Source organism: Pollutimonas subterranea (genome assembly GCF_002849655.1).
GTDB lineage: Bacteria > Pseudomonadota > Gammaproteobacteria > Burkholderiales > Burkholderiaceae_B > Pollutimonas > Pollutimonas subterranea.
This window is the reverse complement of the sequence record NZ_PDNW01000003.1, coordinates 284,514-307,882: the sequence shown is the minus strand read 5'-3', so window position 1 is coordinate 307,882 and position 23,369 is coordinate 284,514. Positions and strand designations below refer to the sequence as shown.

21 protein-coding genes are annotated in these 23,369 nt (G+C 56.8%); 13 read left to right on the top strand and 8 right to left on the bottom strand.

Annotated elements, in window-relative coordinates:
* Nucleotides 1–33: 33 nt before the first annotated feature.
* Together CR159_RS05750 and CR159_RS05745 are read left to right on the top strand one after the other, a co-directional pair.
* Nucleotides 34–1,803 carry a thiamine pyrophosphate-requiring protein gene (locus tag CR159_RS05750; protein WP_102073044.1) on the top strand — a complete coding sequence of 590 codons (1,770 nt, stop codon included), beginning with the start codon at nucleotides 34–36 and terminating at the stop codon, nucleotides 1,801–1,803.
* A gap of 39 nt (nucleotides 1,804–1,842) precedes the next feature.
* Nucleotides 1,843–2,139, top strand: coding sequence for an ElaB/YgaM/YqjD family protein (locus CR159_RS05745; RefSeq protein ID WP_102073043.1), 297 nt, complete (start codon nucleotides 1,843–1,845; stop codon nucleotides 2,137–2,139).
* Nucleotides 2,140–2,155: 16 nt separating this feature from the next.
* Here the strand turns inward: CR159_RS05745 and CR159_RS05740 are convergent, their stop codons facing one another.
* A complete protein-coding gene (locus CR159_RS05740) occupies nucleotides 2,156–3,208 on the bottom strand; it encodes a DNA topoisomerase IB (RefSeq protein ID WP_102073042.1) in 1,053 nt (350 codons plus the stop codon).
* A 60-nt stretch (nucleotides 3,209–3,268) separates the two neighbouring features.
* Nucleotides 3,269–4,849, bottom strand: a complete 1,581-nt coding sequence (locus CR159_RS05735) for a methyl-accepting chemotaxis protein (protein WP_102073041.1) — start codon at nucleotides 4,847–4,849, stop codon at nucleotides 3,269–3,271.
* Between the two features lie 415 nt (nucleotides 4,850–5,264).
* Between CR159_RS05735 and azu the strand changes: the two genes are divergently transcribed.
* From azu to CR159_RS05695, 8 genes are all read left to right on the top strand, one after another.
* Nucleotides 5,265–5,714, top strand: coding sequence for an azurin (gene azu, locus CR159_RS05730; protein ID WP_102073040.1), 450 nt, complete (start codon nucleotides 5,265–5,267; stop codon nucleotides 5,712–5,714).
* Between the two features lie 352 nt (nucleotides 5,715–6,066).
* Complete coding sequence (locus CR159_RS05725) at nucleotides 6,067–8,286, top strand: NosR/NirI family protein (RefSeq protein WP_102073039.1); 2,220 nt, start codon at nucleotides 6,067–6,069, stop codon at nucleotides 8,284–8,286.
* A gap of 104 nt (nucleotides 8,287–8,390) precedes the next feature.
* Nucleotides 8,391–10,307, top strand: a complete 1,917-nt coding sequence (gene nosZ / locus CR159_RS05720; protein WP_102073038.1) for a TAT-dependent nitrous-oxide reductase — start codon at nucleotides 8,391–8,393, stop codon at nucleotides 10,305–10,307.
* A 6-nt stretch (nucleotides 10,308–10,313) separates the two neighbouring features.
* On the top strand, nucleotides 10,314–11,606 hold the full coding sequence (locus CR159_RS05715; protein ID WP_102073037.1) for a nitrous oxide reductase family maturation protein NosD: 1,293 nt from the start codon (nucleotides 10,314–10,316) through the stop codon (nucleotides 11,604–11,606).
* Nucleotides 11,603–12,508 (top strand): ABC transporter ATP-binding protein, encoded by a 906-nt coding sequence (locus CR159_RS05710; RefSeq protein ID WP_102073036.1) that lies wholly within the window; start codon nucleotides 11,603–11,605, stop codon nucleotides 12,506–12,508. Before CR159_RS05715 ends, CR159_RS05710 begins: the two co-directional genes overlap by 4 nt.
* Nucleotides 12,505–13,335 (top strand): ABC transporter permease, encoded by an 831-nt coding sequence (locus tag CR159_RS05705; protein WP_102073035.1) that lies wholly within the window; start codon nucleotides 12,505–12,507, stop codon nucleotides 13,333–13,335. The genes CR159_RS05710 and CR159_RS05705 overlap by 4 nt, the downstream gene beginning before the upstream one ends.
* A complete protein-coding gene (locus CR159_RS05700; protein ID WP_102073034.1) occupies nucleotides 13,332–13,895 on the top strand; it encodes a nitrous oxide reductase accessory protein NosL in 564 nt (187 codons plus the stop codon). Before CR159_RS05705 ends, CR159_RS05700 begins: the two co-directional genes overlap by 4 nt.
* Nucleotides 13,892–14,902, top strand: a complete 1,011-nt coding sequence (locus tag CR159_RS05695) for an FAD:protein FMN transferase (protein ID WP_102073033.1) — start codon at nucleotides 13,892–13,894, stop codon at nucleotides 14,900–14,902. Before CR159_RS05700 ends, CR159_RS05695 begins: the two co-directional genes overlap by 4 nt.
* Here CR159_RS05695 and CR159_RS05690 read toward each other — a convergent pair.
* The 3 genes from CR159_RS05690 to CR159_RS05680 all read right to left on the bottom strand — a co-directional run bounded on the left by CR159_RS05690 (nucleotide 14,879) and on the right by CR159_RS05680 (nucleotide 16,946).
* On the bottom strand, nucleotides 14,879–15,295 hold the full coding sequence (locus tag CR159_RS05690; RefSeq protein WP_102073032.1) for a low affinity iron permease family protein: 417 nt from the start codon (nucleotides 15,293–15,295) through the stop codon (nucleotides 14,879–14,881). The two genes, CR159_RS05695 and CR159_RS05690, sit on opposite strands and share 24 nt — an antisense overlap.
* A gap of 75 nt (nucleotides 15,296–15,370) precedes the next feature.
* The gene (locus CR159_RS05685) at nucleotides 15,371–15,709 is read right to left on the bottom strand and encodes a c-type cytochrome (protein ID WP_233208183.1); all 339 of its coding nucleotides are present in this window, start codon (nucleotides 15,707–15,709) and stop codon (nucleotides 15,371–15,373) included.
* Nucleotides 15,696–16,946: a PQQ-dependent sugar dehydrogenase gene (locus CR159_RS05680; RefSeq protein WP_233208190.1), complete on the bottom strand. Its 1,251-nt coding sequence runs from the start codon at nucleotides 16,944–16,946 to the stop codon at nucleotides 15,696–15,698. Before CR159_RS05680 ends, CR159_RS05685 begins: the two co-directional genes overlap by 14 nt.
* A gap of 261 nt (nucleotides 16,947–17,207) precedes the next feature.
* Between CR159_RS05680 and CR159_RS05675 the strand changes: the two genes are divergently transcribed.
* Nucleotides 17,208–17,480, top strand: a complete 273-nt coding sequence (locus CR159_RS05675) for a hypothetical protein (protein ID WP_102073029.1) — start codon at nucleotides 17,208–17,210, stop codon at nucleotides 17,478–17,480.
* A 76-nt stretch (nucleotides 17,481–17,556) separates the two neighbouring features.
* Here the strand turns inward: CR159_RS05675 and CR159_RS05670 are convergent, their stop codons facing one another.
* Nucleotides 17,557–19,692, bottom strand: coding sequence for a TonB-dependent receptor domain-containing protein (locus CR159_RS05670; RefSeq protein WP_102073028.1), 2,136 nt, complete (start codon nucleotides 19,690–19,692; stop codon nucleotides 17,557–17,559).
* 51 nt (nucleotides 19,693–19,743) lie between these two features.
* Nucleotides 19,744–20,178 (bottom strand): Cu(I)-responsive transcriptional regulator, encoded by a 435-nt coding sequence (gene cueR, locus CR159_RS05665; RefSeq protein ID WP_439650491.1) that lies wholly within the window; start codon nucleotides 20,176–20,178, stop codon nucleotides 19,744–19,746.
* A gap of 99 nt (nucleotides 20,179–20,277) precedes the next feature.
* Here cueR and CR159_RS05660 point away from each other — a divergent pair, with 99 nt between their 5' ends.
* The gene (locus CR159_RS05660) at nucleotides 20,278–20,475 is read left to right on the top strand and encodes a heavy-metal-associated domain-containing protein (RefSeq protein ID WP_102073027.1); all 198 of its coding nucleotides are present in this window, start codon (nucleotides 20,278–20,280) and stop codon (nucleotides 20,473–20,475) included.
* A 76-nt stretch (nucleotides 20,476–20,551) separates the two neighbouring features.
* Nucleotides 20,552–21,331 carry a PRC-barrel domain-containing protein gene (locus tag CR159_RS05655; protein ID WP_102073026.1) on the top strand — a complete coding sequence of 260 codons (780 nt, stop codon included), beginning with the start codon at nucleotides 20,552–20,554 and terminating at the stop codon, nucleotides 21,329–21,331.
* Between the two features lie 16 nt (nucleotides 21,332–21,347).
* Here the strand turns inward: CR159_RS05655 and CR159_RS05650 are convergent, their stop codons facing one another.
* Complete coding sequence (locus CR159_RS05650) at nucleotides 21,348–23,270, bottom strand: DUF8189 domain-containing protein (RefSeq protein WP_102073025.1); 1,923 nt, start codon at nucleotides 23,268–23,270, stop codon at nucleotides 21,348–21,350.
* Nucleotides 23,271–23,369: the final 99 nt, after the last annotated feature.

Genomic DNA, 23,369 nt, shown 5'->3' with positions numbered 1-23,369 from the left:
GACAACGACCGCGCCATTAATTCAGGAGCAGGCATGGAAACAGTTTCGGACTTCATCTTAAAACGTCTTTCGGAATGGGGCGTAAAGCGGATATTTGCGTATCCCGGAGACGGCATCAATGGCCTGGTGGGTGCATTCGGGCGCATGAAAGAGGGTCCGGAGTTCGTGCAGGTGCGCCACGAGGAAATGTCAGCGTTCATGGCTTGCGGCCACGCCAAGTTCACGGGTCAGGTTGGCGTGTGCATGGCAACGTCGGGACCTGGCGCCATTCACTTGTTGAACGGTCTCTATGACGCAAAAATGGACCATCAGCCCGTGGTCGCCATTGTCGGGCAGCAGGCGCGCAGTGCACTGGGTGGCGACTATCAGCAAGAGGTCGATCTCCTGAACCTGTTCAAGGATGTGGCACGCGATTTCGTACACGTGGCAAGCAGTCCGGTGCAAGTCAGGCACCTCCTGGACCGCGCCCTGCGGATAGCCATGGAGCGGCGGGCCGTGACCTGCGTTATCTTGCCCAACGACGTGCAAGATTTACCGGCGGTGGAAACGCCACCGCATGAACACGGAACACTGCACAGCGGAATCGGCTACACCGCGCATTCCAATGTCCCCGACGAACAAGGCCTGAGGAATGCCGCCGATGTGCTGAATAGTGGTGAGCGTGTGGCGATTCTGGTCGGCGCCGGTGCACTGCATGCCACCCAGGAGATCAAGCAGACAGCGGAACGCCTGGGTGCGGGCGTGGCGAAGGCGTTGCTGGGCAAGGCAGCCATTGGCGACGCGCTGCCCTATGTGACGGGATCCATAGGCTTGCTGGGTACCCGGCCCAGCTGGAAACTCATGAATGAGTGCGACCGGCTCCTGATGGTGGGCACGTCGTTTCCCTATGCCGAGTTCCTGCCGGTCGAAGGCCAGGCCCGGGCGGTGCAAGTAGACCGTGATGGTCGCAATCTGAACATGCGATATCCCGTGGAGGTCGGACTGGTTGGCGATAGCAAGGCCACGCTCGCCGCATTGCTACCCCTTCTGCATGACAAGAAGAACCGGGTCTGGCGCGAAGAGGTGGAGAAAAGCGTCGCTCAGTGGTGGGAGACGATGGAAGCCCGCGCAATGGTACAGGCCGACCCCATCAATCCACAACGCGTTTTCTGGGAACTATCGCACCGCCTGCCCGATCGCAGCATTATTGCCTGCGATTCCGGATCCGCCGCCAATTGGTATGCGCGCGACTTGAAGCTTCGCGACGGGATGCTTGCATCGGTGTCCGGCGGCTTGGCTTCAATGGGTTGCGCGGTTCCCTACGCTCTGGCGGGCAAGCTTGCTTTTCCCGACCGCCCGGTTTTCGCGCTGGTCGGGGACGGCGCCATGCAAATGAATGGAATCAACGAACTCATCACCATAGCGAGCCGCTGGAAAAGCTGGAAATCGCCGACCATGGTCATTATGGTCTTGAATAATGGGGATTTGAACCAGGTGACCTGGGAACAGCGTGCAATGGGTGGCGACCCGCGATTTGATGATTCCCAGCTTCTGCCGCCCTTTCCCTATGCCGAATACGCCAAGCTGCTGGGACTGGACGGGATAAAGATCACTGATCCCGCGCATATCGGCGCGGCGTGGGATGCCGCGATCAGTGCCGATCGACCCACGTTGCTGGAGATGGTCACGGATCCCAATGTGCCGCCCCTGCCGCCACATATTGAATTCAAGCAAGCCAAGGCCTACCTCCAGGCGATAAGCAAGGAACAGGGCTCAGGCGGCGCCGTACTCCGGTCGACCGTCAAGCAATGGTGGGCCAGTTGACACCGCGCCTGGCGCGGTCCGGAATCCCAAGGAGAATAGATGATGACAGACGGCAACACACCCAACCTGCACGAGCTGGAGGAGAAAGCCAGACAGCTTCTGCAAGATACGGCAAGCTATACCGGCGCGGATATCGAGGCTGCGCGAGGCAGGCTCAAGCGCCAACTCGAGGCTGTGCGCGATCTGAAGGCCCAACAAGGATGGCTCAATGCCTTGTGCTGCGGGCCAACGTCAAAAGCTGTCAACCAATGTGTGCGCGAACATACCTGGTCGGCAATCGGGGTGGCCGGGCTATTGGGGGTCTTGGCAGGACACTGCCTCACCCGGCGACATTAGCGGCATGGCAATCCACCTACCGGGTCGCCTTGTCGGCCTGGATGGCTTGCAGGAAGGCAAAAAACCGTCGTTCATCGGCATTCAGGCCGCGGGGCGTAGATGCGGCCTGCTTCGGAGGCAGGCGGTCTTCGAGGTACGCCTCAATGACGGCCGGATGGATGTAGCACTCGCGGCACACCGTTGGTGTATTTCCTAGAAGCTGCGCCGCGGCCTTGATGACATCGTTAACGATGCGCCGCCTGGGTCCTGTGTCGTGATCCACGCTGGCATGACGTTGCAGTTGATTGAACGTGAAAACCGAGGCTGCCCAGGTGCGATAGTGCTTGGCGGTGAAGTCGCCGCCGCCGGCTTCTTTAAGATAGTCGTTGACGCAACCTGAATCAATGCGGCACCTTGTGCCGTCCGCGGCCTTGAACTGGAAAAGCTCGTGGCCCGGTATCTCCATGCATCGCTTTATCACCGTCGCAATACGGCGGTCCGATATCTTGACGTCGTGCTGGACTCCTCCCTTGCCCCGGAACTGGAACCGTACCTGGCTCCCGATCACTGATGTGTGGCGCCGCCGGAGTGTCGTCAATCCATAGGACTTGTTGGTTTTCGCATATTGCCGGTTGCCCACTCGTATCAGCGTCAGCTCAAGAAGCCGCACGACGACTGCCACTGTCTTTTCCTGGGTCAATAGCCGGCTTTTCATATCGCGCTCGACACGGCGCCGAATACGCGCGAGTGCAAGCCCGAATGCCTGGAGTTGCTCGTACTTATTGTTGTCGCGGGTTGTTTTCCACTGCTCGTGATACCGATACTGCTTTCGCCCACGGGCGTCTCTTGCCGTTGCCTGGATGTGTCCTTGCGGATCGGGGCATATCCATACATCGGTATAAGCAGGCGGGATGGCCAGCGCGTTAAGCCGGTCTATCGTTGCCGGGTTATTGATTGCTTTACCATCCGGGTCGAGGTATACGAACTTTCCTCTGGATTGCCGGCGAGTAATGCCAGGGACGTCGTCAGAGACGTAGACCAGGCCTTCCATTGGGCACAGCGTAGCGGAATCAGTCGTTTTCGTGCCCATAAACCGTAGATGCTTGTACCAGATAAGGTGTGACCATTCGTCGACTGAGACGATAGCAAGCTATATGCCCGCGCTGGTCCCTTGTCGGGTCGACCCGCGGCTGAATATGCCAATAACCCGTCCCAAGTGGCCGGCGCGACTGCGTAACCCTTCGGAGGTCCGGGACGACTCGGAAACCATGGTGGCATTATTCTGTGTCGCATGTTCCAGCTGAGTCATCGCCGCATTGATTTCGCCGATGCCGCTCGATTGTTCCGCCGCCGCCAGGCTTATCTCTTCGATCAAACTCGAAACCCGTTGCGTCTGATCCACGACGCCCTGCATGACCTCACCCGCTTTGTTCGTCAAAGCGCGCACGGCATGTATTCTTGCGACGCTGCCACCAATCAGGTCTTTGATTTCGTTGGCGGACTGGGCACTGTGCAATGCAAGCCTGCGAACCTCGGCTGCCACGACGGCAAAGCCCTTGCCCCGCTCGCCTGCCCTGGCTGCTTCCACCGCGGCGTTCAAGGCCAGGATGTTTGTTTGAAAAGCCAGGCTATTGATGATGCCTATGATGTCGTGGATCTTGTTGCTGGATGCCGTGATGGTTTCCACGGTCGAGGCAACCTGGTTGACGATTTCGCTACCCTCGGAGGCGGACTGGGTCGCCGTCGCCGATAGCTGCACAGCCCTTGCGGCCGCCTGTGCACTGTTATCGACGTTTGACATCAGCTGCTCGATGGATGCCGCGGTTTGCAGCAGGCTGGCCGCCGTCTGGTCTGTTTCCACGTTCAGCTTGTCGCTGCTCAGCGCTACGTCGGTGCTCGCGACCTGCACCCCGCAAGCCTGCTCGGCAACATCGTCGACCAATGCCTTCAGGTTCAATCCTGCCTGGTTTATGGCGCGTGCGATAGACCCGAGTTCGTCTACCCGTTTCATGTGAATTTGCTGACCGGGTTGTCCGGCGGCCAGGTCTTGTGCCTGCTTCAGCACGATTCTTACCGGGCGGTAGATCTGCAGATCGAGCCATAGCAGGACAAGGCCGGCCAGTACCGTATGCGCCGCGGCCATCGCAAACAGTTGAGCCGGGGGTAAATCCAGTATGGCAATGCACGCCAATCCCAGCATCCAGCCTATTGATACCCCGCCGAACAAGCGGGCACGCAGCGAGATTGTTTTGTTGAAAGACAGGGCGCGCAGCCATCCGGTGCGAACCAGGAGGCCGCGGTGAAACTTGCGTCCCTTCTGGCTGCCACGCTGGAATTCGGCATACAGCGCTTGGGCGCTGCTGATTTCGTCGGCGCCAGCGCGGGTGCGCACCGACAAGTAGCCGACCAACTCATTGTCGCGCACCACCGGCGTGACATTGGCCCGTACCCAATAGTGATCACCATTCTTGCGGCGATTCTTGACGATCGCGGTCCAGGAATGTCCGTCATGCAAGGTGTGCCATAGATCTGCAAACGCTGCAGGCGGCATGTCGGGATGGCGCACGATATTATGTGCTTTGCCACGCAATTCTTCTGGGCCATATCCACTGACCTCCAGGAATGCCGAGTTGGCGTAGGTGATGCGGCCTTTTATGTCAGTCACCAACATGAGCGTTGTGTCGGCGGGGATTTCGTATTGTTGTTGAGACACCGGTAGATTGACGCGCATCTATAGCCTTGTAAAGGTATGCTGCATTTTTTAAGTGAATATTCTGTTGCAGATAGTGTGCTGCGGCAATATGGCAAGTTGTTGGAAATTGACGTGGGTCAACTAAACAACGAAACGCTTGCGCGCGTCACTGCAGGATTGCGGCCGAAATCCGCTACTACCCGTATGAATACCCTCCTTGGGCGGGCGGCTTTTCAAGGGTTCGACGGCGCATGTCACGTACAATGGGCTTCAGCTTGAAGACTGCCTTGTGCGAGAGACGGGCCTGCATTGCACCGGTCTCAATGCCTTGGTTTTTTGATACGGATCAAGACTTATCGGCTATCCTTGGTATTAAATATCATCGTACGATAGAGTCGTTGTACTTTTGCGAGTCTTGGTTTTTGTTTACTACTGTTGTCACCGGAGATTTATTATGTTTGCTAAAGTTGCTTTTGCCGCACTGCTGTCCGTCATGAGCCTGCCAGCGCTGGCCGCCAATTGCGAAGCCACCATCGAAGGCAATGATGCGATGCAGTTCAACATGAAGGAAATGACCGTCGACAAAAGTTGCACCCAATACACCGTGCATCTGAAACACACGGGCAAACTTCCTGCAGCCGCCATGGGCCATAACTGGGTCCTGACGAAAGCCGCCGACAAGCAAGGCGTAGCCACTGACGGCATGACCGCCGGCCTGGAAAAAGACTACGTCAAGCCTGACGATGCCCGCGTCATTGCACACACGAAAGTCATTGGCGGCGGTCAAACCGATTCCGTCACATTCGACGTCAGCAAGTTGGCAGCGGGTGAGAACTACTCGTTCTTCTGCTCATTCCCCGGCCACTGGGCCATCATGACAGGCACGCTGAAACTCAGCAGCTAAATTTGGTCAACAACGCGGTGCTTGTCACCGCGTTGTGCTTTTCGTTCCACTTCTTCCATCCGCTCCACCTGCTCTTTCCGCTCAGTACAAAAGCATCCATGGCATCCGGACCGCCCGTTGGCAGCAGGTCCCGAGCATCACACGTCTTCTTCCCCGTTCTTACTTGCAGTGAATCTTGTAGTGAATTCCCTTGCTAATTGACCCAGGTCAATATGACGGAGCCGATAAGTGCGTAACATTCAAGTCAGTCAATCGTTGAAAGAGTAGCCGCATGATCAGCCTCCCCCGACTACATGGGCTAGTCCGAGCAGCACAGTTCGTTTTTCTTGTCTTGTTGCTTGCAGTTAGCGTGATGGTTCAGGTCTCGCATGCACAGCGGCTTCCCGAATTCCTCGACACCCTCAAGCCTGCCGAAATATTCCCCGGTGCGGACCGCCTGGGGCCGCCCGAGGGCAAGCCCATGATAGCCCGCGCCTATGCGGGTGACCGTCAGTTAGGTCTCGTCTACCTCACGACCGATGTCGTCAATACGAGGGGCTATTCCAGCAAACCTATCGATACGCTCGTCGCCATCGCTGATAACGGTGAAATCGTTGGGGCTAAGCTGGTCAAGCACCACGAACCTATCGTGTTGATAGGCATTCCGCAGGCCAAGGTCGACGACTTTATCCAAGGTTATGTCGGGCTGAATTTTGTAGATGCCCCTCCGCGCCACGGCGCACCCACACCGGTGGATATCATCAGCGGCGCCACCGTTACCATGATGGTCATCGGCGACTCCATTACGCGCTCGGCCATAAGTGTCGCACGTGCCTATCACATAGGAAGCGCAGAAAGCAGTGAGTCCAAGGCAGCGCCGGTTGCGGCGCGCATTGTCGACGAAACGCAGGATAAGGTGCAGGGCTGGGACGAACTGGTTGCCAATGGTGCAGTGCGCAGTCTGCATCTGACGGTCGACGGCATCAACAAGGCCTTCGAGGCCACAGGAAGGCAAGGCGCCATCGACCATCCCGAATCGGGCGACCCGGACGAGGATTTCATCGACCTGTATACAGCGCTCGTCAGCGTTCCTGCAATCGGGCGCAGTTTGCTTGGCGAGACGGAGTGGAAGATATTAAGCGAACGACTGAAACCGGGACAACAGGCCGTCCTTGTGGCGGGCAATGGGCGCTATTCGTTCAAGGGGTCGGGTTACGTGCGCGGCGGTATTTTCGATCGCATTGAGCTGATCCAGCAAGAAAACAGTTTTCGCTTCAAAGACCGCGATCATCTACGCCTGGGCGATATCTTCGCGCAAGGCGCGCCGGGGTTCAAGGAAATTGCTCTGTTCGTCGTACCCGATGACGCGACGCTGGATCCTGTCGCGCCATGGCGCTTGCAGCTTATGGTTCAACGAGTCGTCAGCGTCAAGGAGAAGGCGTTCCTTACCTTCGATCTTGATTACCAGTTGCCATCGGAATATACGCGTACGGATCCTGCCGCGGTAGTAGCCACGCCAGCGACCACACCGGAAAGCTCTGCGGATGCCAGCACTTCCGCCGCTCCAGGCGCGGCCGGCAGCAATGTCGAAATTGCCGCCGAATACGAAAATGCCCCACCCCTGTGGAAGCAAATCTGGAGTGCCAAGACGGGCCAAGTCTCGGCCGTACTGGCCGCCTTGTTGATACTCGTGGGCGTGTTTTTCTTCCAGGATCAGTTGGCAAGCCGACCCGTCTTCTACGATCGCTTCCGCTTGGTATTCCTGACATTCACGCTGTTTTGGATCGGATGGTACGGGCAAGCCCAACTTTCCGTCGTCAATGTTCTTACCTTCACGTCCGCATTGCGCACGGACTTCCGCTGGGAATATTTCCTGATGGATCCCGTTGTATTCATATTGTGGTGCGCAACCGCCATATCCATGGTGTTCTGGAACCGTGGTGCGTTCTGTGGCTGGCTATGTCCGTTCGGTGCATTGCAGGAACTCACCAACCGCATTGCCAAACGCCTGGGCGTCAAGCAGATCAATGTACCGCATGGCGTGAATCAGCGGCTCTCGACGATCAAGTACGTAATCTTTATCGTGCTGTTCGGGTTCTCACTGTACGAGCTTTCAGTCGCTGAACAGCTGGCCGAAGTGGAGCCTTTCAAGACGGCCATTATCCTGAAGTTCGTGCGCTATTGGCCCTTCGTATTGTTCGCCGTGTTGTTATTGGTTGCCGGCCTGTTTATTGAACGCTTCTTCTGTCGCTATCTTTGCCCGCTCGGAGCCGCACTGGCAATTCCTGCGCGTTTACGGGTATTCAACTGGCTGCGTCGCTATCGCACCTGCGGCAATCCCTGTCAGCGTTGCAATATCGAATGCCCAGTGCAGGCCATCAATCCCGAGGGAGACATCAATCCCAATGAGTGTATTCAATGCCTCCATTGCCAGATGCTCTACCACCACGAAACGAAATGCCCGCACCTGATTCAGAAGAATGCCAAACGGCAGAAGCGCCACGTGCCACCGCCGGACGCCATGCCCGAAGAGACAGTGATCCGTTTCATTCCCGCGGCGGCCAAAAGGCCAGCTTCCGAACCGGAACCCTGATATTGCACACCTCACTCTGCTACTGACTATATACAGCTGCACTTCACCACGGCGCCGGCATTCGACAGCTCGCATACGGACGCCAACCAACGCAAGGAGTTTTCATGTCTGATCAAAAATTCGAGAAACCGGGACTGAGTCGCCGGGGCTTCCTCGGGACCGCCGCGATTTCCGGAGCCGCCGGCCTGGTAGGCGGTACCCATTTGTCCTCGGCTTATGCCAAGGACGACAAGAAGGGTGCAAAGGGGATGTCCGGACATGTGGGTCCAGGCGAACTCGATGAATACTATGCGTTCAATTCCAGCGGTCAGTCTGGTGAAGTCCGCGTATTGGGTTTGCCATCGATGCGCGAGCTTTTACGCATTCCGGTCTTCAATCAATGCAGCGCGACCGGCTGGGGCCGCACGCTCGAAAGTCGCAAGATCCTGACGGAAGGGCTCACTGCGCGGACTCGCGAATATCTGAAGGATCAGGGCGGTATATTCCCGAACGGTGATGCGCATCACCCTCATCTATCCTTTACCGACGGCACCTACGATGGGCGTTTCCTGTTCATCAACGACAAGGCCAATACCCGTGTCGCGCGCATCCGTCTCGACGTCATGAAAACGGACAAGATCACTGAGATACCCAATGTGTCGGGTGTGCATGGCTTGCGTCCGCAGCGCTACCCTCGCACGGGCTATGTGTTTGCCAACGGCGAACATATTATTCCTCTGCCCAACGACGGAAAGATCCTCGACGACCCAAAGAAAAACTTCTTTGCCGTCTACACCGCGCTGGATGGCGACACCATGAAGGTGGCGTGGCAGGTTATGGTGGACGGAAACCTGGACAATGGAGACGCCGATTACCAGGGCAAATACTCATTCTCGACCTGCTACAACTCCGAAAAAGGGGTCACTGTCGAAGAGATTTCGGCGAACGAGCAGGATTGGGTCGTCGTATTCAACCTCAAGCGTATTGAAGAAGCCGTCAAGAATGGCGACTTCAAAGAAATGGGCGGCGTACCGGTCATTGACGGCCGTCATGGTTCCAAATATACGCGCTACATTCCCGTACCCAATTCGCCACACGGCTGCAATGCCGCGCCGGACGGCATCCACGTCGTACTGGCTGGCAAGCTATCGCCTACGGTGACGGTTCTTGACGTTCGCACGCTGGATGACTTGTTCGAAGACAAGATCAAGCCCCGGGATTGCGTGGTGGCAGAGCCCCAGTTGGGACTCGGTCCGCTGCACACTGCTTTCGACGGCCGGGGCAATGCCTACACCACCTTGTTTATCGACAGTCAGATCGTCAAGTGGGACATCGACAAAGCCAAGCGCGCCTACAAGGGTGAAAAAGTCGACCCCATCATCCAGAAGCTCGACGTCCATTATCAGCCCGGTCATAACCATACGACCATGGGTGAAACCAAGGAAGCCGACGGCAAGTGGTTGGTCTCATTGAATAAGTTTTCGAAAGATCGCTTCCTGAACGTGGGTCCCTTGAAGCCCGAAAACGATCAGCTCATCGATATATCGGGCGATGAAATGAAGCTTGTGCACGACGGCCCAAGTTTTGCCGAACCCCACGATATGTGTCTGGTGCATCGTAGCAAGGTTCGGCCTCTAAGCGTATGGAAGCGTGACGATCCGATGTGGGAAGATGCCCGTGAAATGGCCAAGAAGGATGGCGTAACGCTGGAAGGCGCGGCCAACGTCATTCGCGATGGCAACAAGGTGCGCGTCTACATGATTGCCGTAGCGCCGATGTTCAGCCTTCAAAAAATCGAGGTCAATGAAGGTGATGAAGTCACCGTGGTCGTGACCAATATGGAAGTCATTGAAGATCTGACCCACGGGTTTACGCTGGAGGGACATGGTGTGGCCATGGAAATCGGACCGCAGGCAACAGCTTCAATCACCTTCAAGGCGGGTCGGCCCGGGGTGCATTGGTATTACTGCCAGTGGTTCTGCCATGCCTTGCATATGGAAATGTCGGGTCAGTTGATCGTTCATCCCAAAGCGTCTGTGTAGGTCTGCATGAAACCTGCATATTCTCTAGTGCAATGGTTGGGGCCGGTCATCGTATCGTTGATCGGACTCTGCCTGTCGGGAGCCAGCCTTGCCAAGACGATCCATGTCGCGGACGGCGATAAGCTTCAGTCCGCCATCGCATCGGCGATATCGGGCGATGTTATCCGGCTTGCTCCAGGCGAATATGTGGGCAATATTGTCATCGATAAACCGCTGGTCATTGAAGGGCCGGCGGATCGATCAGCCATCATCCTGGGCGAGCGAAAGGGCCGGACCCTGTGGGTCCAGGCGCCTGATGTCACGATACGCAATCTAACGGTCAAAAATTCAGGCCTGAGTCTCTCCGAGATGGACGCAGGGATTTTTCTTGATAAACCCGCCCACAATGCCCGAGTAGAGCAAAACGATGTACTCGACAATTCGGTCGGCGTCTATGTGTGGGGTCCTCATGATGTCGTCGTGCAAGACAACCGCATCGTCGGCAATAGCGAGTTGCGGGTTGCAGAACGTGGTAACGGGGTAACTTTATGGAATACGCCCGGCTCTAGTGTCATTGGCAATGATATTTCAAAGGGCCGCGACGGTATTTTCGTCAACACGAGCAAACGGAACGTCTTCCGCGGCAATCGCTTCAGCGATCTGCGTTATGCCGTGCACTATATGTACACCAACGACAGCGAGGTCAGCGACAATGTTTCCGTGGGCAATGATATTGGCTACGCCATCATGTTCTCGGACAAGCTGATCGTCAAAGACAATATCTCCATCAATAGCCAGGACCAGGGCTTGATGCTCAATTATGCAAACAACTCGACCATCACCGGCAATTTGGTCGAGGGTGGGGAAAAATGCGTTTTCATCTATAACGCCAACCAGAATCTATTTGATGGCAACCATTTCCAGGACTGCGCCATCGGCATACACTTCACGGCAGGATCCGAAGGCAACTACATGAGCAATAATGCTTTCGTCAACAATCGGAATCAGGTCAAGTACGTTGGAACGCGTCACCTGGACTGGTCCAGGAACGGCCGCGGCAATTACTGGAGCGATAACACCGCCTTCGACCTCGATGGCGACGGAATTGCCGACACCGCTTATCGCCCCAATGACGTTATCGATCAGGTGATATGGCGGGCGCCTTCCGCCCGTTTGTTGCTCAACAGCCCGGCCGTTTCCATAGTCCGGTGGGCACAGTCCCAATTCCCCGCCATATTGCCAGGGGGTGTGGTCGATAGCGCCCCACTCATGGAGGCTCCCATACTGCATGCACTGAAGAAATCAAAGGACCTGCCATGACAGAGTTTCATGTGTCGCTGTCAGGCGTCACGAAGAACTACGGCAAGCAACGTGCTGTCAATAATATGGATTTGACGCTACGCGCTGGCGAATGTGTCGCGCTGGCCGGACACAACGGCGCCGGCAAAAGCACCCTGATCAAGCTGATACTCGGACTGATACGTCCAAGCTCCGGCAAAGTGATGTTGCTGGGCCATGAGGCGTCAGGGCGCGCTGCAGTGCGCATGCGTGGCAACATCGGCTACCTGCCGGAGACCGTAGCACTGCATCCATCGCTGACAGGCGCCGAGACGCTGGCTTTCTATGCCCGGCTCAAACGGCAGCCCGTTTCCGCCAATGCGGCCCTTCTTTCCCGGGTGGGCATCGCACAGGCCGCTCAGCGGCGGGTGGGCGTCTATTCGAAAGGCATGCGTCAACGATTAGCCCTGGCACAGGCACTGCTGGGTAAGCCTAAAGTGCTGCTGTTCGACGAACCGACCACCGGCCTGGATCCAGCTTCACGCCTGATGTTCTATGAAATCGTGCGTGAACTGCGTAATGGTGGCTCGACCGTGTTGCTCAGCACGCACGCCTTATCCGAGCTCGATGGTCATACGGACCGCATTGTGGTCATGAAAAATGGCAGCAAGATTGCTGATGGATCAATGTCTCAGTTGCGGCACACCGCGGGGCTGCCCATTCGTATCCGCTTGAAACTTGGTGACGGTTCGACAGCCGGCTTGTTGCCCGACGTGTGGCAGCGGATCGATGAATCGAAGTTCGAGTTGGCCTGCACTGAAAGCGACAAGGTGGATGCCATGCGCAGCATTGGAACCTTGAACGTGGCCATCGACGATATTGAAATACATACCCCCAGCCTGGATGATATGTACGCCCATTTTCTCAGGCGAGAAGACTTATGAATGCTGTTTTCATCATTATTGGCAAGGAAGTCCGCGACGGACTGCGTAATCGCTGGGTGCTGGCCACAGCATTGCTGCTTGCAATGCTGGCACTTTCGCTGGGCTTTCTGGGCAGTTCGCCTACCGGAGCCGTCAAGGTCGACCCGCTGACAGTTACGGTGGTCAGTCTTTCAAGCCTGTCGATATTTCTGGTGCCCTTGATCGCCATGCTATTGGCCTATGACGCCATCGTGGGTGAAATAGACCGTGGAACCATGGCGCTGCTGCTCAGCTACCCGGTATCGCGATGGCAGATCATGGTGGGAAAATTCGTCGGCCATCTGGTCGTTCTCACCGTCGCCACGACGGTAGGCTATGGCTCGGCCGGCGTAGCCTTGCAATGGGTGCATGGCGCACCTGACCCGGCCGCATGGCAGGCGTTTGCGTTCCTGATACTGGCCAGTGTATTGTTGGGTGCAAGCTTTCTTGCCATGGGCTACATGATCAGCGCGGTGGTGCGCGAGCGCGCCACCGCTGCGGGCATCGCCATCGGCGTCTGGCTTTTCTTTGTGGTGATCTACGATATGGCGCTGCTGGGAGTCCTGGTTGCGGACCAGGGACGTTTCATTACCGCCGGGCTGCTGAACAAAGTATTACTGTTCAATCCGTCAGACGTGTACAGGCTGCTTAACCTGACGGGGTACGAGAATGTGTCCATGTTCTCAGGAATGGCAGGCTTAAGTGGCCAAACCAGTCTGGGCATGCCCCTACTTGTTATTGCTCAGTTATTATGGATTGTGATTCCGTTTTCCCTTGCCGCCGCTTTCTTTCAACGGAGGCAGTTATGACGTTGCGCCGGTTCGCAAGTGTATTCCTCGTCTTTCTGGCGCTGTCCGCATGCGGCACCGAAGATGACCCCAAGGCACAGCCTCCTGCGGCGCAAGAGGTCACCCTTGATTCGGTGGGCCACTATTGCGGCATGAACCTGGTCGAACATTCAGGCCCGAAAGGGCAGATCTTTGTCTATGGCCGTGAAACTCCTGTCTGGTTTACCGCCATCAAACAGGTGTTCGCCTACACACTGCTGCCCGAAGAGCCCAAGGGTATCAGCGCCATCTACGTGCACGATATGGGCAAGGTGCACGACTGGAACCAACCGGAGACCGGCACCTGGATAGACGCGCGCAGCGCCTTCTATGTCATCGAGAGCGAGTTCATCGGAGGAATGGGCGCCGAAGATGCATTGCCCTTTGGCGATAAAGCCAAGGCTCTGGAATTTGCCGACAAGTATCGCGGACGAGTCGTCAGCTTCAACGACATGCCGGAACATTACATCCTGAACCACGATGCTGCGGCCCAGGGATTAAAGTCTGCCCCCTCGTCGCCACATGGAGAACCTTCACATTGAAAAATCTATCTTCCCGGCGCCGTTTTATCGGGATACTGGCGGCCGCCACGGGTTCGCTTCTTGTGCCGGGCGCATTGCGCGGCGCGCTCGCCCACTCACCACCTGCCCCGCCCTTGACCAGCTGGCGGGGCATTGCCTTGGGCGCCGACGCGGAATTGCATATCTATCATCCGGACGCTGAGATTGCCCGCAGGCTGATCGACCAGTCCGTAGCTGAAGTGCACCGGCTGGAAAAAATATTCAGCCTTTATCAAGACGGTAGTGTCCTCTCCATCCTTAACCGCCAAGGGTTCCTTGATACCCCACCGGCCGATTTGCTGAATTTACTCAGCACCAGTCGGCACTTCAGTATGGTGACGGGCGGCGCTTTCGATCCTTCCGTGCAGCCTTTGTGGACGCTGTATGCAGACCATTTCTCACAAGCCCATGCCGATCCGGGCGGACCTTCACGGGCGGCGATAGAACGGGTCCTGGCTTTGGTGGACCATGAAAGCATCGAGATTGGCGCGGATAGAATCCGCTTGCTGCGCCCCGGCATGGCACTTACCCTTAACGGTATTGCCCAAGGCTATATCACTGATCGGGTCACACAGTTATTGCGCAAGGCGGGGCTGGATCGCGCGCTGGTCGACATGGGCGAGATCCAGGCAATGGACCGGCATGAACATGCGTTGCCATGGCGTGTGGGCCTCGCCGATCCCGAGCATCCGGAACAAGTATTTGAAACAGTATCGATTCGGAATCATGCTTTGGCCACGTCGGGCGGCTACGGCACGCACCTGGATGCGGCGGGCCGTTTTGCGCATATTTTCGATCCTGGGACTGGTTCAAGCCAAGCGCGGTACCGCAGCGTCTCGGTGCTGGCGTCTAACGCCACCACTGCCGATGCCTTATCCACCGGGCTCTCGAACATGCCCTTGCCGGATGCCGAATCGCTGATCCGGACGATGGGCGTAAAGGCCTGGTTTATTCTGGCGGATGGATCAAGGGTTGTGCTGGAAGGCTGAAGTGACTTCGGTATCCATCGCCATCATAGTGTCCGACCCGTTTTCTTTTCCCAGGCGCTCGAATTCTTTCTTCAGGCGCATCAGGTCGGCGTCGCTAAGCGTGTCAAGATTAACCAATTCGGTACGAGCGCCCTGCACGGAGCAAAGCAGTTCGTCCAGCTTGAGTTGAACGCTTACTGCTTCGCGATTCTGCGTGTTCTGGATAAGGAAGACCATCAGGAAGGTGATGATGGTCGTGCCAGTATTGATCACCAATTGCCAGGTGTCGGAAAACCCGAACAACGGTCCGGTGATTGCCCAGACAAGAACCAGGCCGATGGCTGTCATGAACGACCATGATGTGCCTACGATATTCGAAATCCGTTCGGCCAGTATGCGAAAAGTTGCTTCCATAATTACGTCCGTGAAAAGTCGCTCCGGAAATTATTATGTCATAGAGGCACATCATGCGAGTTCCGCGATTTCAGCTTATTCGGGCTTGCATTGCAGGCCGCCGTAGAACGCCGCCAGATTCTCGATGTCGGTGTCGGACAAGTTTGCCGCCATCAGCGACATCATCTCGTCTTTGCGTGCTCCCGACTTGAAGTCGCGCAGCGCCTTGGCCAAGTAGGTGGTGTCTTGCCCCGCCAGGTTCGGTGCCCCGGGCAGCGTTGCAATCCCGTTCATGCCGTGGCATGTTGCGCATTGCACCGCTTTGGCCCGGCCCACCGCCATATCGGCAGACCAGGCCGGCGCCGTCAGCGACAGCGCGGCCAAGGTCAGGAAACATTGGCTCGCGACCGCCATAACGCAACTACTCGCCTTCATACGAGATCCGGTAAATGGCGCCGACATAGTCGTCAGACACCAGCAACGAACCATCGGGCAGTACGGCTACATCGACCGGGCGGCCCAGATACTCGTTATTGGGGCTAAGCCATCCTTCGGCGAATACTTCGGTCGTGTCGGCGGTGCCGTCTTCCTTGAGGCTGGTGAACATAAGGCGCGCGCCAACAGGCGTAGTGCGATTCCAGGACCCGTGCTGAGCAGAAAAGATACCGCCCCGATACTGCTCCGGGAACATCTGGCCGCTATAGAATGTCATTCCCAGATCGGCGGCATGGGCGTCCATTTCGACTTGCGGGAAAACGACGTCGACGGGTACTTCAGCATCCTTGAATTCCACCGTTTTCACGTCCCCGCCGCCATAATACGGGAAGCCGAAATGCTGCCCCATTTCGGTCGCCCTGTTCAGTTCACCAGGAGGGATGTCGTCTCCCATGCCATCCACCTGGTTATCGGTGAACCACAGGGTCTTGTCATCGGGATTGAAGTCCAGTCCCACTGAGTTGCGCACGCCTTGCGCGTAGACTTCGCGGTTCTGCCCGTTCTGGTCCATGCGTACGATGCCCATCATCCCGTTTTTGCCGTATATCTCGGCTTTTTCAGCCGAGGGGACATTGAAAGGATTGCCCAAGGTGATGTAGAGCTTGTTGTCGGGACCGACACGGCAGGCTCGAGCACCATGGTTGAAACTTTCTTCCGTCACCGGAACCAGTTCGCCTTGTGGCACGACAATGCCGGCTGCTACATCCGGTCCCTCGTAGAAGAATTCCGCGGCCGGATACACCAGCACCCGATTATGCTCGACGGCGTAAAGCATGCCATCCCGGGAAAAGCACACGCCATTGGGTACCTTCATGGTCACAGAAGGTGCAAAGCGTTTTACGTCATCGGCGACGCGGGCTTTGGTCCTGTCGGTGACCGACCAGATTTTCGTCTTGCGTGTGCCGACAAAAACCACGCCGGTAGAGGGGCCGACGGCCATGTGCCGGGCGTCAGGCACAACGGCATAAAGCGCAATCTTGAAGCCCGGCGGCAGTTTTATGTTTTCGAGATTGCGCTTTATGTTATCGGCTTGAGGGCCGGTTTGCGGCACGGATTCGATATCAAGCGATGCCCCCGTGGTATTCATGTTCATGAGTTTCTGAACATTATCCTGGGCCATTGCAAAGCCTGCAAAAGCACCGCAGGCAACACCCACTACAACAGCCGAAACACGCATCGTGACTTTCATTGTATTGTCTCCAGATATGAGAAAAGCTTGGCGTTTTTGCGGTACCGCAAGCGTATTGATGCTACACCCATTCACTACTGAAACACTAGGCCGTTTACCCTAGAATTCAAGAACCGCCCAATGCCGGATGATCAACCCGGGCGCAAGGCTATTTCTTGCCATGCTGCCCGTCGGCCATTTCCCGGACACACCGTATAATCCACATCGTGGCGCAATTTGCTTGCCATAGAACCCTAGTGATGGAACCACATGAAGAAGACCGATCTGGAAAAGAACAAAGCGTTGAAAATCGTGGAGAAAATGAAGAAAGACGGTACTCCTGGTCGTTTTTCCAGCGATTCCGCCGGCGCCCCTATTGATCGCCGCGAACAGCGCAAGCTTGACCAAGCCCTGGGACTGGTCGCGTTTCCCGTCAAGATCAAGCAAACCCAGGCCGATGAAATTCGCGCCTTGGCCACTGCGCAAAATATCAGTACCAACGAGGTGATAGGCGCGCTGCTGGAAAAAGCATTAAAAAACTGACGGATTAAAAAAGGCCGCAACCGTAGCCCGTAAGGCTATGGCCGCCGCCTGTAGCGGAATGGTAGCAACCGCTGCTTCAGAAGGAATAGCTGATGTTCGTGCCGGCGCTCCAGTTACGCCCCGGAGCCGGCTCGTAGTAGCGCTGATTTCCTTCATTTACGATAACCGAACCTGCATAATGCCGATCGAACAGGTTGTCGATGCGCGCAAAGGTACTGACTTCCCAAGGACCCGTACGCCACAGGTAACCGGCGCTGACTGCGGCCACGAAATAGGCGGGAGTTGATTCGCTGTTGGCGTCGTTTACCGGGATATCACTTAAGTAACGGGCTTCGACGCCCGCCCGCCATCCGGTGGGTGGCGTCCAGCCGACGGCGGCATAGAAGGCCTGGCGCGCAATTCCCGGTATTTTATTGCCGGCGTAGATGGGACTGGAGCACGTAGGGGAAAGGCAATTATCACGATATTCGGCGTCTAGCCAGGTGTAGGCCAGGTCGGTATTCCAGTTGCGCGAGAACTTCCCGGTCCAGCCCAGTTCAAAGCCGTTGCGGCGCGTACCGCCGGCATTCTGGTATACAGTGCGGCCGCCCACGCTTTCTGCTGTCACGATCTCGTCTGAAGTGCGGGTCTGGAATAAGGCCGCAGTGAGGAGACCAGCCCCGATTTGAGCCTTGGCTCCGAGCTCGACGCTGTTATTGACGGATGGCTGCAGGTTGAAGTTCAAGCCCGCCACGCCGCCGGACCGGTAAGAAATTTCGTTGAAGGTGGGCGTTTCGAACCCCCGCCCGGCCGACGCGTAAAGACTGATATCGGGTGTTGCCGCAAAACGCAGCGAGACCACGGGCAGTGCCTTCTGGTAGCGCGCATCGCCACTGCCGTCGTCATTGATTTGGTTGATGTAATGGTCGTTTGAAGAGAAATCGACTGTGCTGTACCGGAGCCCGCCATCGAGTGTCCATTGCTCTGCAAATTGCCAGGATGCCTGAAGATAGGGATCGAGGTTCCAGCTTTTGTTGGTCTCGTCCCGGCGTAAGTCGCCTTGCACGCCGAGCTGTCGCCCAGTTGGGGTATTGACGAAATTGAAATAGCCTTTGCGTTGCTCGGTCATTTCATCGTAGGCAATACCGCCGATAAGCGTGAGGGGCTTGCCGGCAAAAGCCAGCTTGGAGGTCCAGCGCAGGTCGGCGCCGCCGTAGTTGCGCTTGAGGTCTATAAGGCCGCCCGCGTGCAAGGGATTGGAAGCGCTGGTTTGTGCAAAGAACGGAATGGATTGGTACTGCGTTGTTTTGCGTTGACCAAAATAAACCATGGCGCGCAATTCATGATTCGTGCTGATGCGGTGATCGTAGATCAGGCCGCCTTGCGTCTGTTTGACGGTCTTGCGCGTGTTGTAGTCCAGCGCCCCGCCGTAGACACTGCGCGGGTCGTTTTCAAAGGTGTCGCGGTCAAGGCCCAGTGGATCGTCTGCCTTGATGTCCACGCTATTGCCGATCAGGGTGAGCCGGCTGTCATCGTTGAACTGCAGGCCCAGTTTCATGTTGCCCAGGTTTTTACGCGTACCGCTGTGGTCCCGGTAGCCTTGCGTTGTAAACCGGTTCGCGCTTAGTACGTAATCGAGTTCCGTGCTTCCCAGTTGACTGAGCCCCTTGGCCTTGGCTCCGTAGCGATAGGTGCCATAGCTTCCTGCCGCCATGCCTGCCGACAACGTAGTGGGTGAAGACCCGTCTTCTGTAAAGACCTGGATGACGCCGCCCGATGAGTTTCCATATAGCGCGGAAAAAGGCCCACGAAGAATTTCGATACGGTCGATGGACGCGATATCGATATTGGACGTTTGGCCCTGCCCGTCGGGCATGGTGGCGGGAATACCGTCTACATACAGGCGCAGGCCACGCACGCCAAACGCCGACCGCGCGCCGAAACCGCGTATGGAGATTTGAAGGTCCTGTGCGTAATTTTGGCGGTTTTGTATTTGTACACCTGGTACGCTGCCCAGGCTTTCCGACAAATTGACCTGGAGCCTGTCTTGCCGCAGGGTGTCGCCGTCGATAATCGAAACCGAGGCCGGTGTTTCAAGCAAGGATGCCTCGGTACGTGTGGTTTGCACGATGATGGGAGCGAGAGTTTCGGCGGACTGCTGCGCCAATGTGCTTGATGTTGCCGACAAGATCGCAGCGGCCAGGATGGTTCGTTGATAAAACGGAAGCCGCATGTTGAAAGTCCTTGGTGGCACCAGAGTTAAGTGTGACAGGATATCAAGATACTATACATTTTGTGTCCTGCCGACTTCGGCAACTACCAATTGTGATTTCGCCAGGTCAGCGAGAATCGGGCAGTCAGGCCGATTATCTCCATGGCAGCAATCAACCAGATGTTCGAGCTCGTCGCGTATGGACTGAAGTTTGGCAATATGGTCGTCGAGCCCGGCAATATGTTCGCGTGCCAGCTTCTTGACGTCGCCGCTTTTTCTGCCGGTGTCTTGCCACAGCCCGAGAAGTGTCTTGATGCGTTCCAGCGGAAACCCGAGGTCGCGTGACCGTTTGATGAACCGCAAGGCCTGCACGTCCTTCGCGGAATATTGCCGATAGCCGGAGTCGCTGCGCGACGCGGCGGCCACAAGCTCTATGCTCTCGTAATAGCGAATCATCTTGGCGGTGACGCCGGATTCGGCTGATGCTTGTCCTATATTCACGTTCATGCCCTATATGTGCGATAGCGCCCTTGACATTACCATAATAGGAACCCTTAGGCTATCTTCTTGTGTGCAGCATTGGGCTGCTACCTCATGGAGAATGCAATGTTTGATTTCCACGTCAACGACATGACCTGCGGTCATTGTGTGGCCGCCATTACCCGCGCCGTTCAGGACGCCTCGCCGGGCGCCGTGGTCGATATCGACCTGTCCAGCCACCGTGTAAGGGTAAATGGCGCAAGCGACGTAGCCGCCGTCGCAGCGGCCATACGCGAGGCCGGCTATTCTCCCGTGCAAAAGTGAAGTCCATGTCGATGACTGGCGCGACCAGGCACGGTGTTTGCTGTAAGCATTCCAGACAACCAAAAGGAGAACGCTTATGTTACGTACCGTAGACAGTGTGCACGGCTACACCATTCAGGCCACCGATGACGAATTAGGCAGTGTCAAAGAAGTCTATTTCGACGATGAGCGATGGGGCATTCGTTACCTTGTTGTGGAAACAGGCTCGTGGCTGTCCAGTCGTAAAGTGCTTATCTCGCCCTATTCCGTCACGCATATCAACGACGAAGACGGAATAATCGAAGTCTCGCTGACGCGCGAACAAGTTAAGAACAGTCCCGACATCGACACGCATCAACCGATTTCGCGCCAGCTGGAAGGCGACTACTCGCAATATTACGGCTACGGTAATTATTGGACGGGTCCGTATCTTTGGGGAGCAGCCGGTTATCCCGAGTATCCGATGCCGGACGCCGGGAGCGTGCCGCCTATGAGCGAGCGACCCGAGGATCTGGCTCAGCGAGCGACGGATGAACAGCAAGACAGTCACCTGCGCAGCAGCGATAAGGTCAGTGGATATCATATCCTTGGCACGGACGAGGAAATCGGCCACGTCAAGGATTTCATCTTCGATGATAAGGACTGGGCGGTGAGATATCTGTTGGTGGACACCCGAAACTGGTGGCCGGGCGGTAAGAAAGTGTTGCTGGGCACGAAGTGGATAGAACGTATCGACTGGTCCGACTCTACCGTCCAGACGAAATTGTCGCGCGAGCAAATCAAGAACAGCCCCGAGTACGACGAGGATGCACCGCTGAACCGAAATTACGAAACGGAACTGCACCAATACTACGGCCATCACGGCTATTGGGACTAGGTCCGTTTGCGCCTCGCTAAGGGTGTGTGTCTCCGGACAATGCGTCGGTGGAACCCGTGAACGCCGCAATCGATGGAGCCCCCTGCCGGACGTAGGGCGAGGGTAAAGGCTTGATCGGGATTGTTTCCTGAGAGTAGTCTGGCTTGAAGGCCCCACCGCCATCCGCGGGTGGGGCCTTAATCATCTTGGGCTCGTCCCATGCGCCATGGCGGCGCACCCTTACCCAATAGGCCTGTGTTGCTTCCGCGCTTCGTGCCGCGACATAAAATGCGCCTCCAATGGTTCCCAGGGATGGCAGCGATCCGGCCGTGGCCGTCAGCCTTGTGGCCTGCCCCGCCTCCATCAGCCATAAGGGTCCGCCCGGATGCTCAAGCGCGGCCACCGCTACGGCGCCTGTTTCGTTCAAGCCGACGGCGGGGCTCCCAATATAGGTCAAACCCAGATCGGTCGGTTGCGACCAGCCGGCGGGATCGCCCGTTTGTTGCTGGACAATCTGCAGCATGTGGCCGCTGGCCTTGTCACGGAGATATAACTCAATGATGTGACTGGCATTTTGCAGTGCAGCCAGCCCTCCGTCGGTGTCGGGCACATTGATTCGTTGCCACGGTGACCAACGGGTCCGGTAGACGCTATGCCAGAGGCGCCCCGCTTCGTCCGTTGCAAATACCATGGATGCGCCGGAATCATCGGATGCAAGAGCTACCCGAGGCAAGGCTCCCGGCAGCGGCGGCAGTGCACGCCAGGCCGTCCACGCGCCCGAGTCATTTTCCGGCTTGGCATAGTGAAGAAGACCATCGTTTCCCATCGCAACCGCAAGTAAAGGGCCTTCCGCTGACACTACCGGCAAATAAGTGATCCGAGCCCCCGGAATCAGTTGCCAGCTTGCCCAGCTACCTGCCGGTGTCTGGGTGCTGACCCATGCCAGGCCAGTGGCGTCGCGGGCAAAGACTCCTGGGCGGCCGTTGCTGCTTTCGAACGCTGCGATGGGGTCGGCAGTACGCCCGCCCAGGCTGATCCATTGCTGTCCGGTACTTTGCCACGCATTGGCCGCGGCATTGGCCTCGCCGAGTGCAAACACAAAGAAGCCTCCATCGAGGCGACTTACTATGTAAGGCGCTTCATTATTGCGCGACACATAGTAGGCCCGTCCCACCCAGGCCGCCGCAGGGCCCGCAGGTTCCTGGCATAGCCGGGCATTGGCGCAATATCGGTAATCATCCCAGGCGTAACGTCGAAAAGCCTGGGTCTTCTCGGTGATCTCCGTAGCGGACAAATTGGCGGCGCGCTCTTGGCTGGGGTAATCAACGTAAGCAATTTCAGCATAATTGCCGGGTTGATTCACGATGGCATCATGCACCAGCCGCGCGCTTGCGATATGGTCGGGATGGGCGTGACCGGCGCAGCGCCAACATAAGCGCTCATACGGAACCGTAATGCTGCCATCCATGTGCCGGATGGTGGAAGGCTGATAGTCCTGGATGATGTTTTCCAGGGTTTCTACAAGGTCGGATCGTGAATAGATTTCTGCAGCGGGGCCCAACGATTCGACTGTTGCGCCTGCTACGGATTCGGTCCGGGAGAGCGGCGTCAAGCTGCCCCAGCCTTTGCCCAGCCATGGATCTTTAAGCCGCAGGTGCAATAATTGCAGGCGTTTGTTCCCATGCAAAGTAAAACGCGCCACATGCCTATCGTGGATAGCAGCGAAATCCTCGGCCCATATATTCGGTTCCTGGGCCATATAGGAGTATGCCGACCGCACACCTCGTTCACGCCCCAGCATATAGGCCTCGCCCTCGCCCCTTTCGCTGGCGGTGAGGTATACCACTTGCACGCAGCCGCCTGCATCAATAGTGGATTCGATATCCGGGTTCATGAAAAGCAGATCGTCGTCTTGGTGCGCGACAAAGACGAGATCCTTGATGCCGTTGCATTGAACCATCGACGGCCCCGCGTGAGCCGTGATTCCGGCTGCGCCCAGTATTAGGCAACCGCAGCGTGTAAGCCACTGTTTATTCAATTTCGAGATCTTTCAGAAACG

Bases quoted from the DNA above. Each gene is read 5' to 3' on its own strand.
- CR159_RS05750 (WP_102073044.1), top strand. From the start codon at position 34: ATGGAAACAGTTTCGGACTTCATCTTAAAACGTCTTTCGGAATGGGGC.
- CR159_RS05745 (WP_102073043.1), top strand. From the start codon at position 1,843: ATGATGACAGACGGCAACACACCCAACCTGCACGAGCTGGAGGAGAAA.
- CR159_RS05740 (WP_102073042.1), bottom strand. From the start codon at position 3,208: ATGGGCACGAAAACGACTGATTCCGCTACGCTGTGCCCAATGGAAGGC.
- CR159_RS05735 (WP_102073041.1), bottom strand. From the start codon at position 4,849: ATGCGCGTCAATCTACCGGTGTCTCAACAACAATACGAAATCCCCGCC.
- azu (WP_102073040.1), top strand. From the start codon at position 5,265: ATGTTTGCTAAAGTTGCTTTTGCCGCACTGCTGTCCGTCATGAGCCTG.
- CR159_RS05725 (WP_102073039.1), top strand. From the start codon at position 6,067: ATGGTTCAGGTCTCGCATGCACAGCGGCTTCCCGAATTCCTCGACACC.
- nosZ (WP_102073038.1), top strand. From the start codon at position 8,391: ATGTCTGATCAAAAATTCGAGAAACCGGGACTGAGTCGCCGGGGCTTC.
- CR159_RS05715 (WP_102073037.1), top strand. From the start codon at position 10,314: ATGAAACCTGCATATTCTCTAGTGCAATGGTTGGGGCCGGTCATCGTA.
- CR159_RS05710 (WP_102073036.1), top strand. From the start codon at position 11,603: ATGACAGAGTTTCATGTGTCGCTGTCAGGCGTCACGAAGAACTACGGC.
- CR159_RS05705 (WP_102073035.1), top strand. From the start codon at position 12,505: ATGAATGCTGTTTTCATCATTATTGGCAAGGAAGTCCGCGACGGACTG.
- CR159_RS05700 (WP_102073034.1), top strand. From the start codon at position 13,332: ATGACGTTGCGCCGGTTCGCAAGTGTATTCCTCGTCTTTCTGGCGCTG.
- CR159_RS05690 (WP_102073032.1), bottom strand. From the start codon at position 15,295: ATGGAAGCAACTTTTCGCATACTGGCCGAACGGATTTCGAATATCGTA.
- CR159_RS05685 (WP_233208183.1), bottom strand. From the start codon at position 15,709: ATGAAGGCGAGTAGTTGCGTTATGGCGGTCGCGAGCCAATGTTTCCTG.
- CR159_RS05680 (WP_233208190.1), bottom strand. From the start codon at position 16,946: ATGCGTGTTTCGGCTGTTGTAGTGGGTGTTGCCTGCGGTGCTTTTGCA.
- CR159_RS05675 (WP_102073029.1), top strand. From the start codon at position 17,208: ATGAAGAAGACCGATCTGGAAAAGAACAAAGCGTTGAAAATCGTGGAG.
- CR159_RS05670 (WP_102073028.1), bottom strand. From the start codon at position 19,692: ATGCGGCTTCCGTTTTATCAACGAACCATCCTGGCCGCTGCGATCTTG.
- cueR (WP_439650491.1), bottom strand. From the start codon at position 20,178: ATGAACGTGAATATAGGACAAGCATCAGCCGAATCCGGCGTCACCGCC.
- CR159_RS05660 (WP_102073027.1), top strand. From the start codon at position 20,278: ATGTTTGATTTCCACGTCAACGACATGACCTGCGGTCATTGTGTGGCC.
- CR159_RS05655 (WP_102073026.1), top strand. From the start codon at position 20,552: ATGTTACGTACCGTAGACAGTGTGCACGGCTACACCATTCAGGCCACC.
- CR159_RS05650 (WP_102073025.1), bottom strand. From the start codon at position 23,270: ATGGTTCAATGCAACGGCATCAAGGATCTCGTCTTTGTCGCGCACCAA.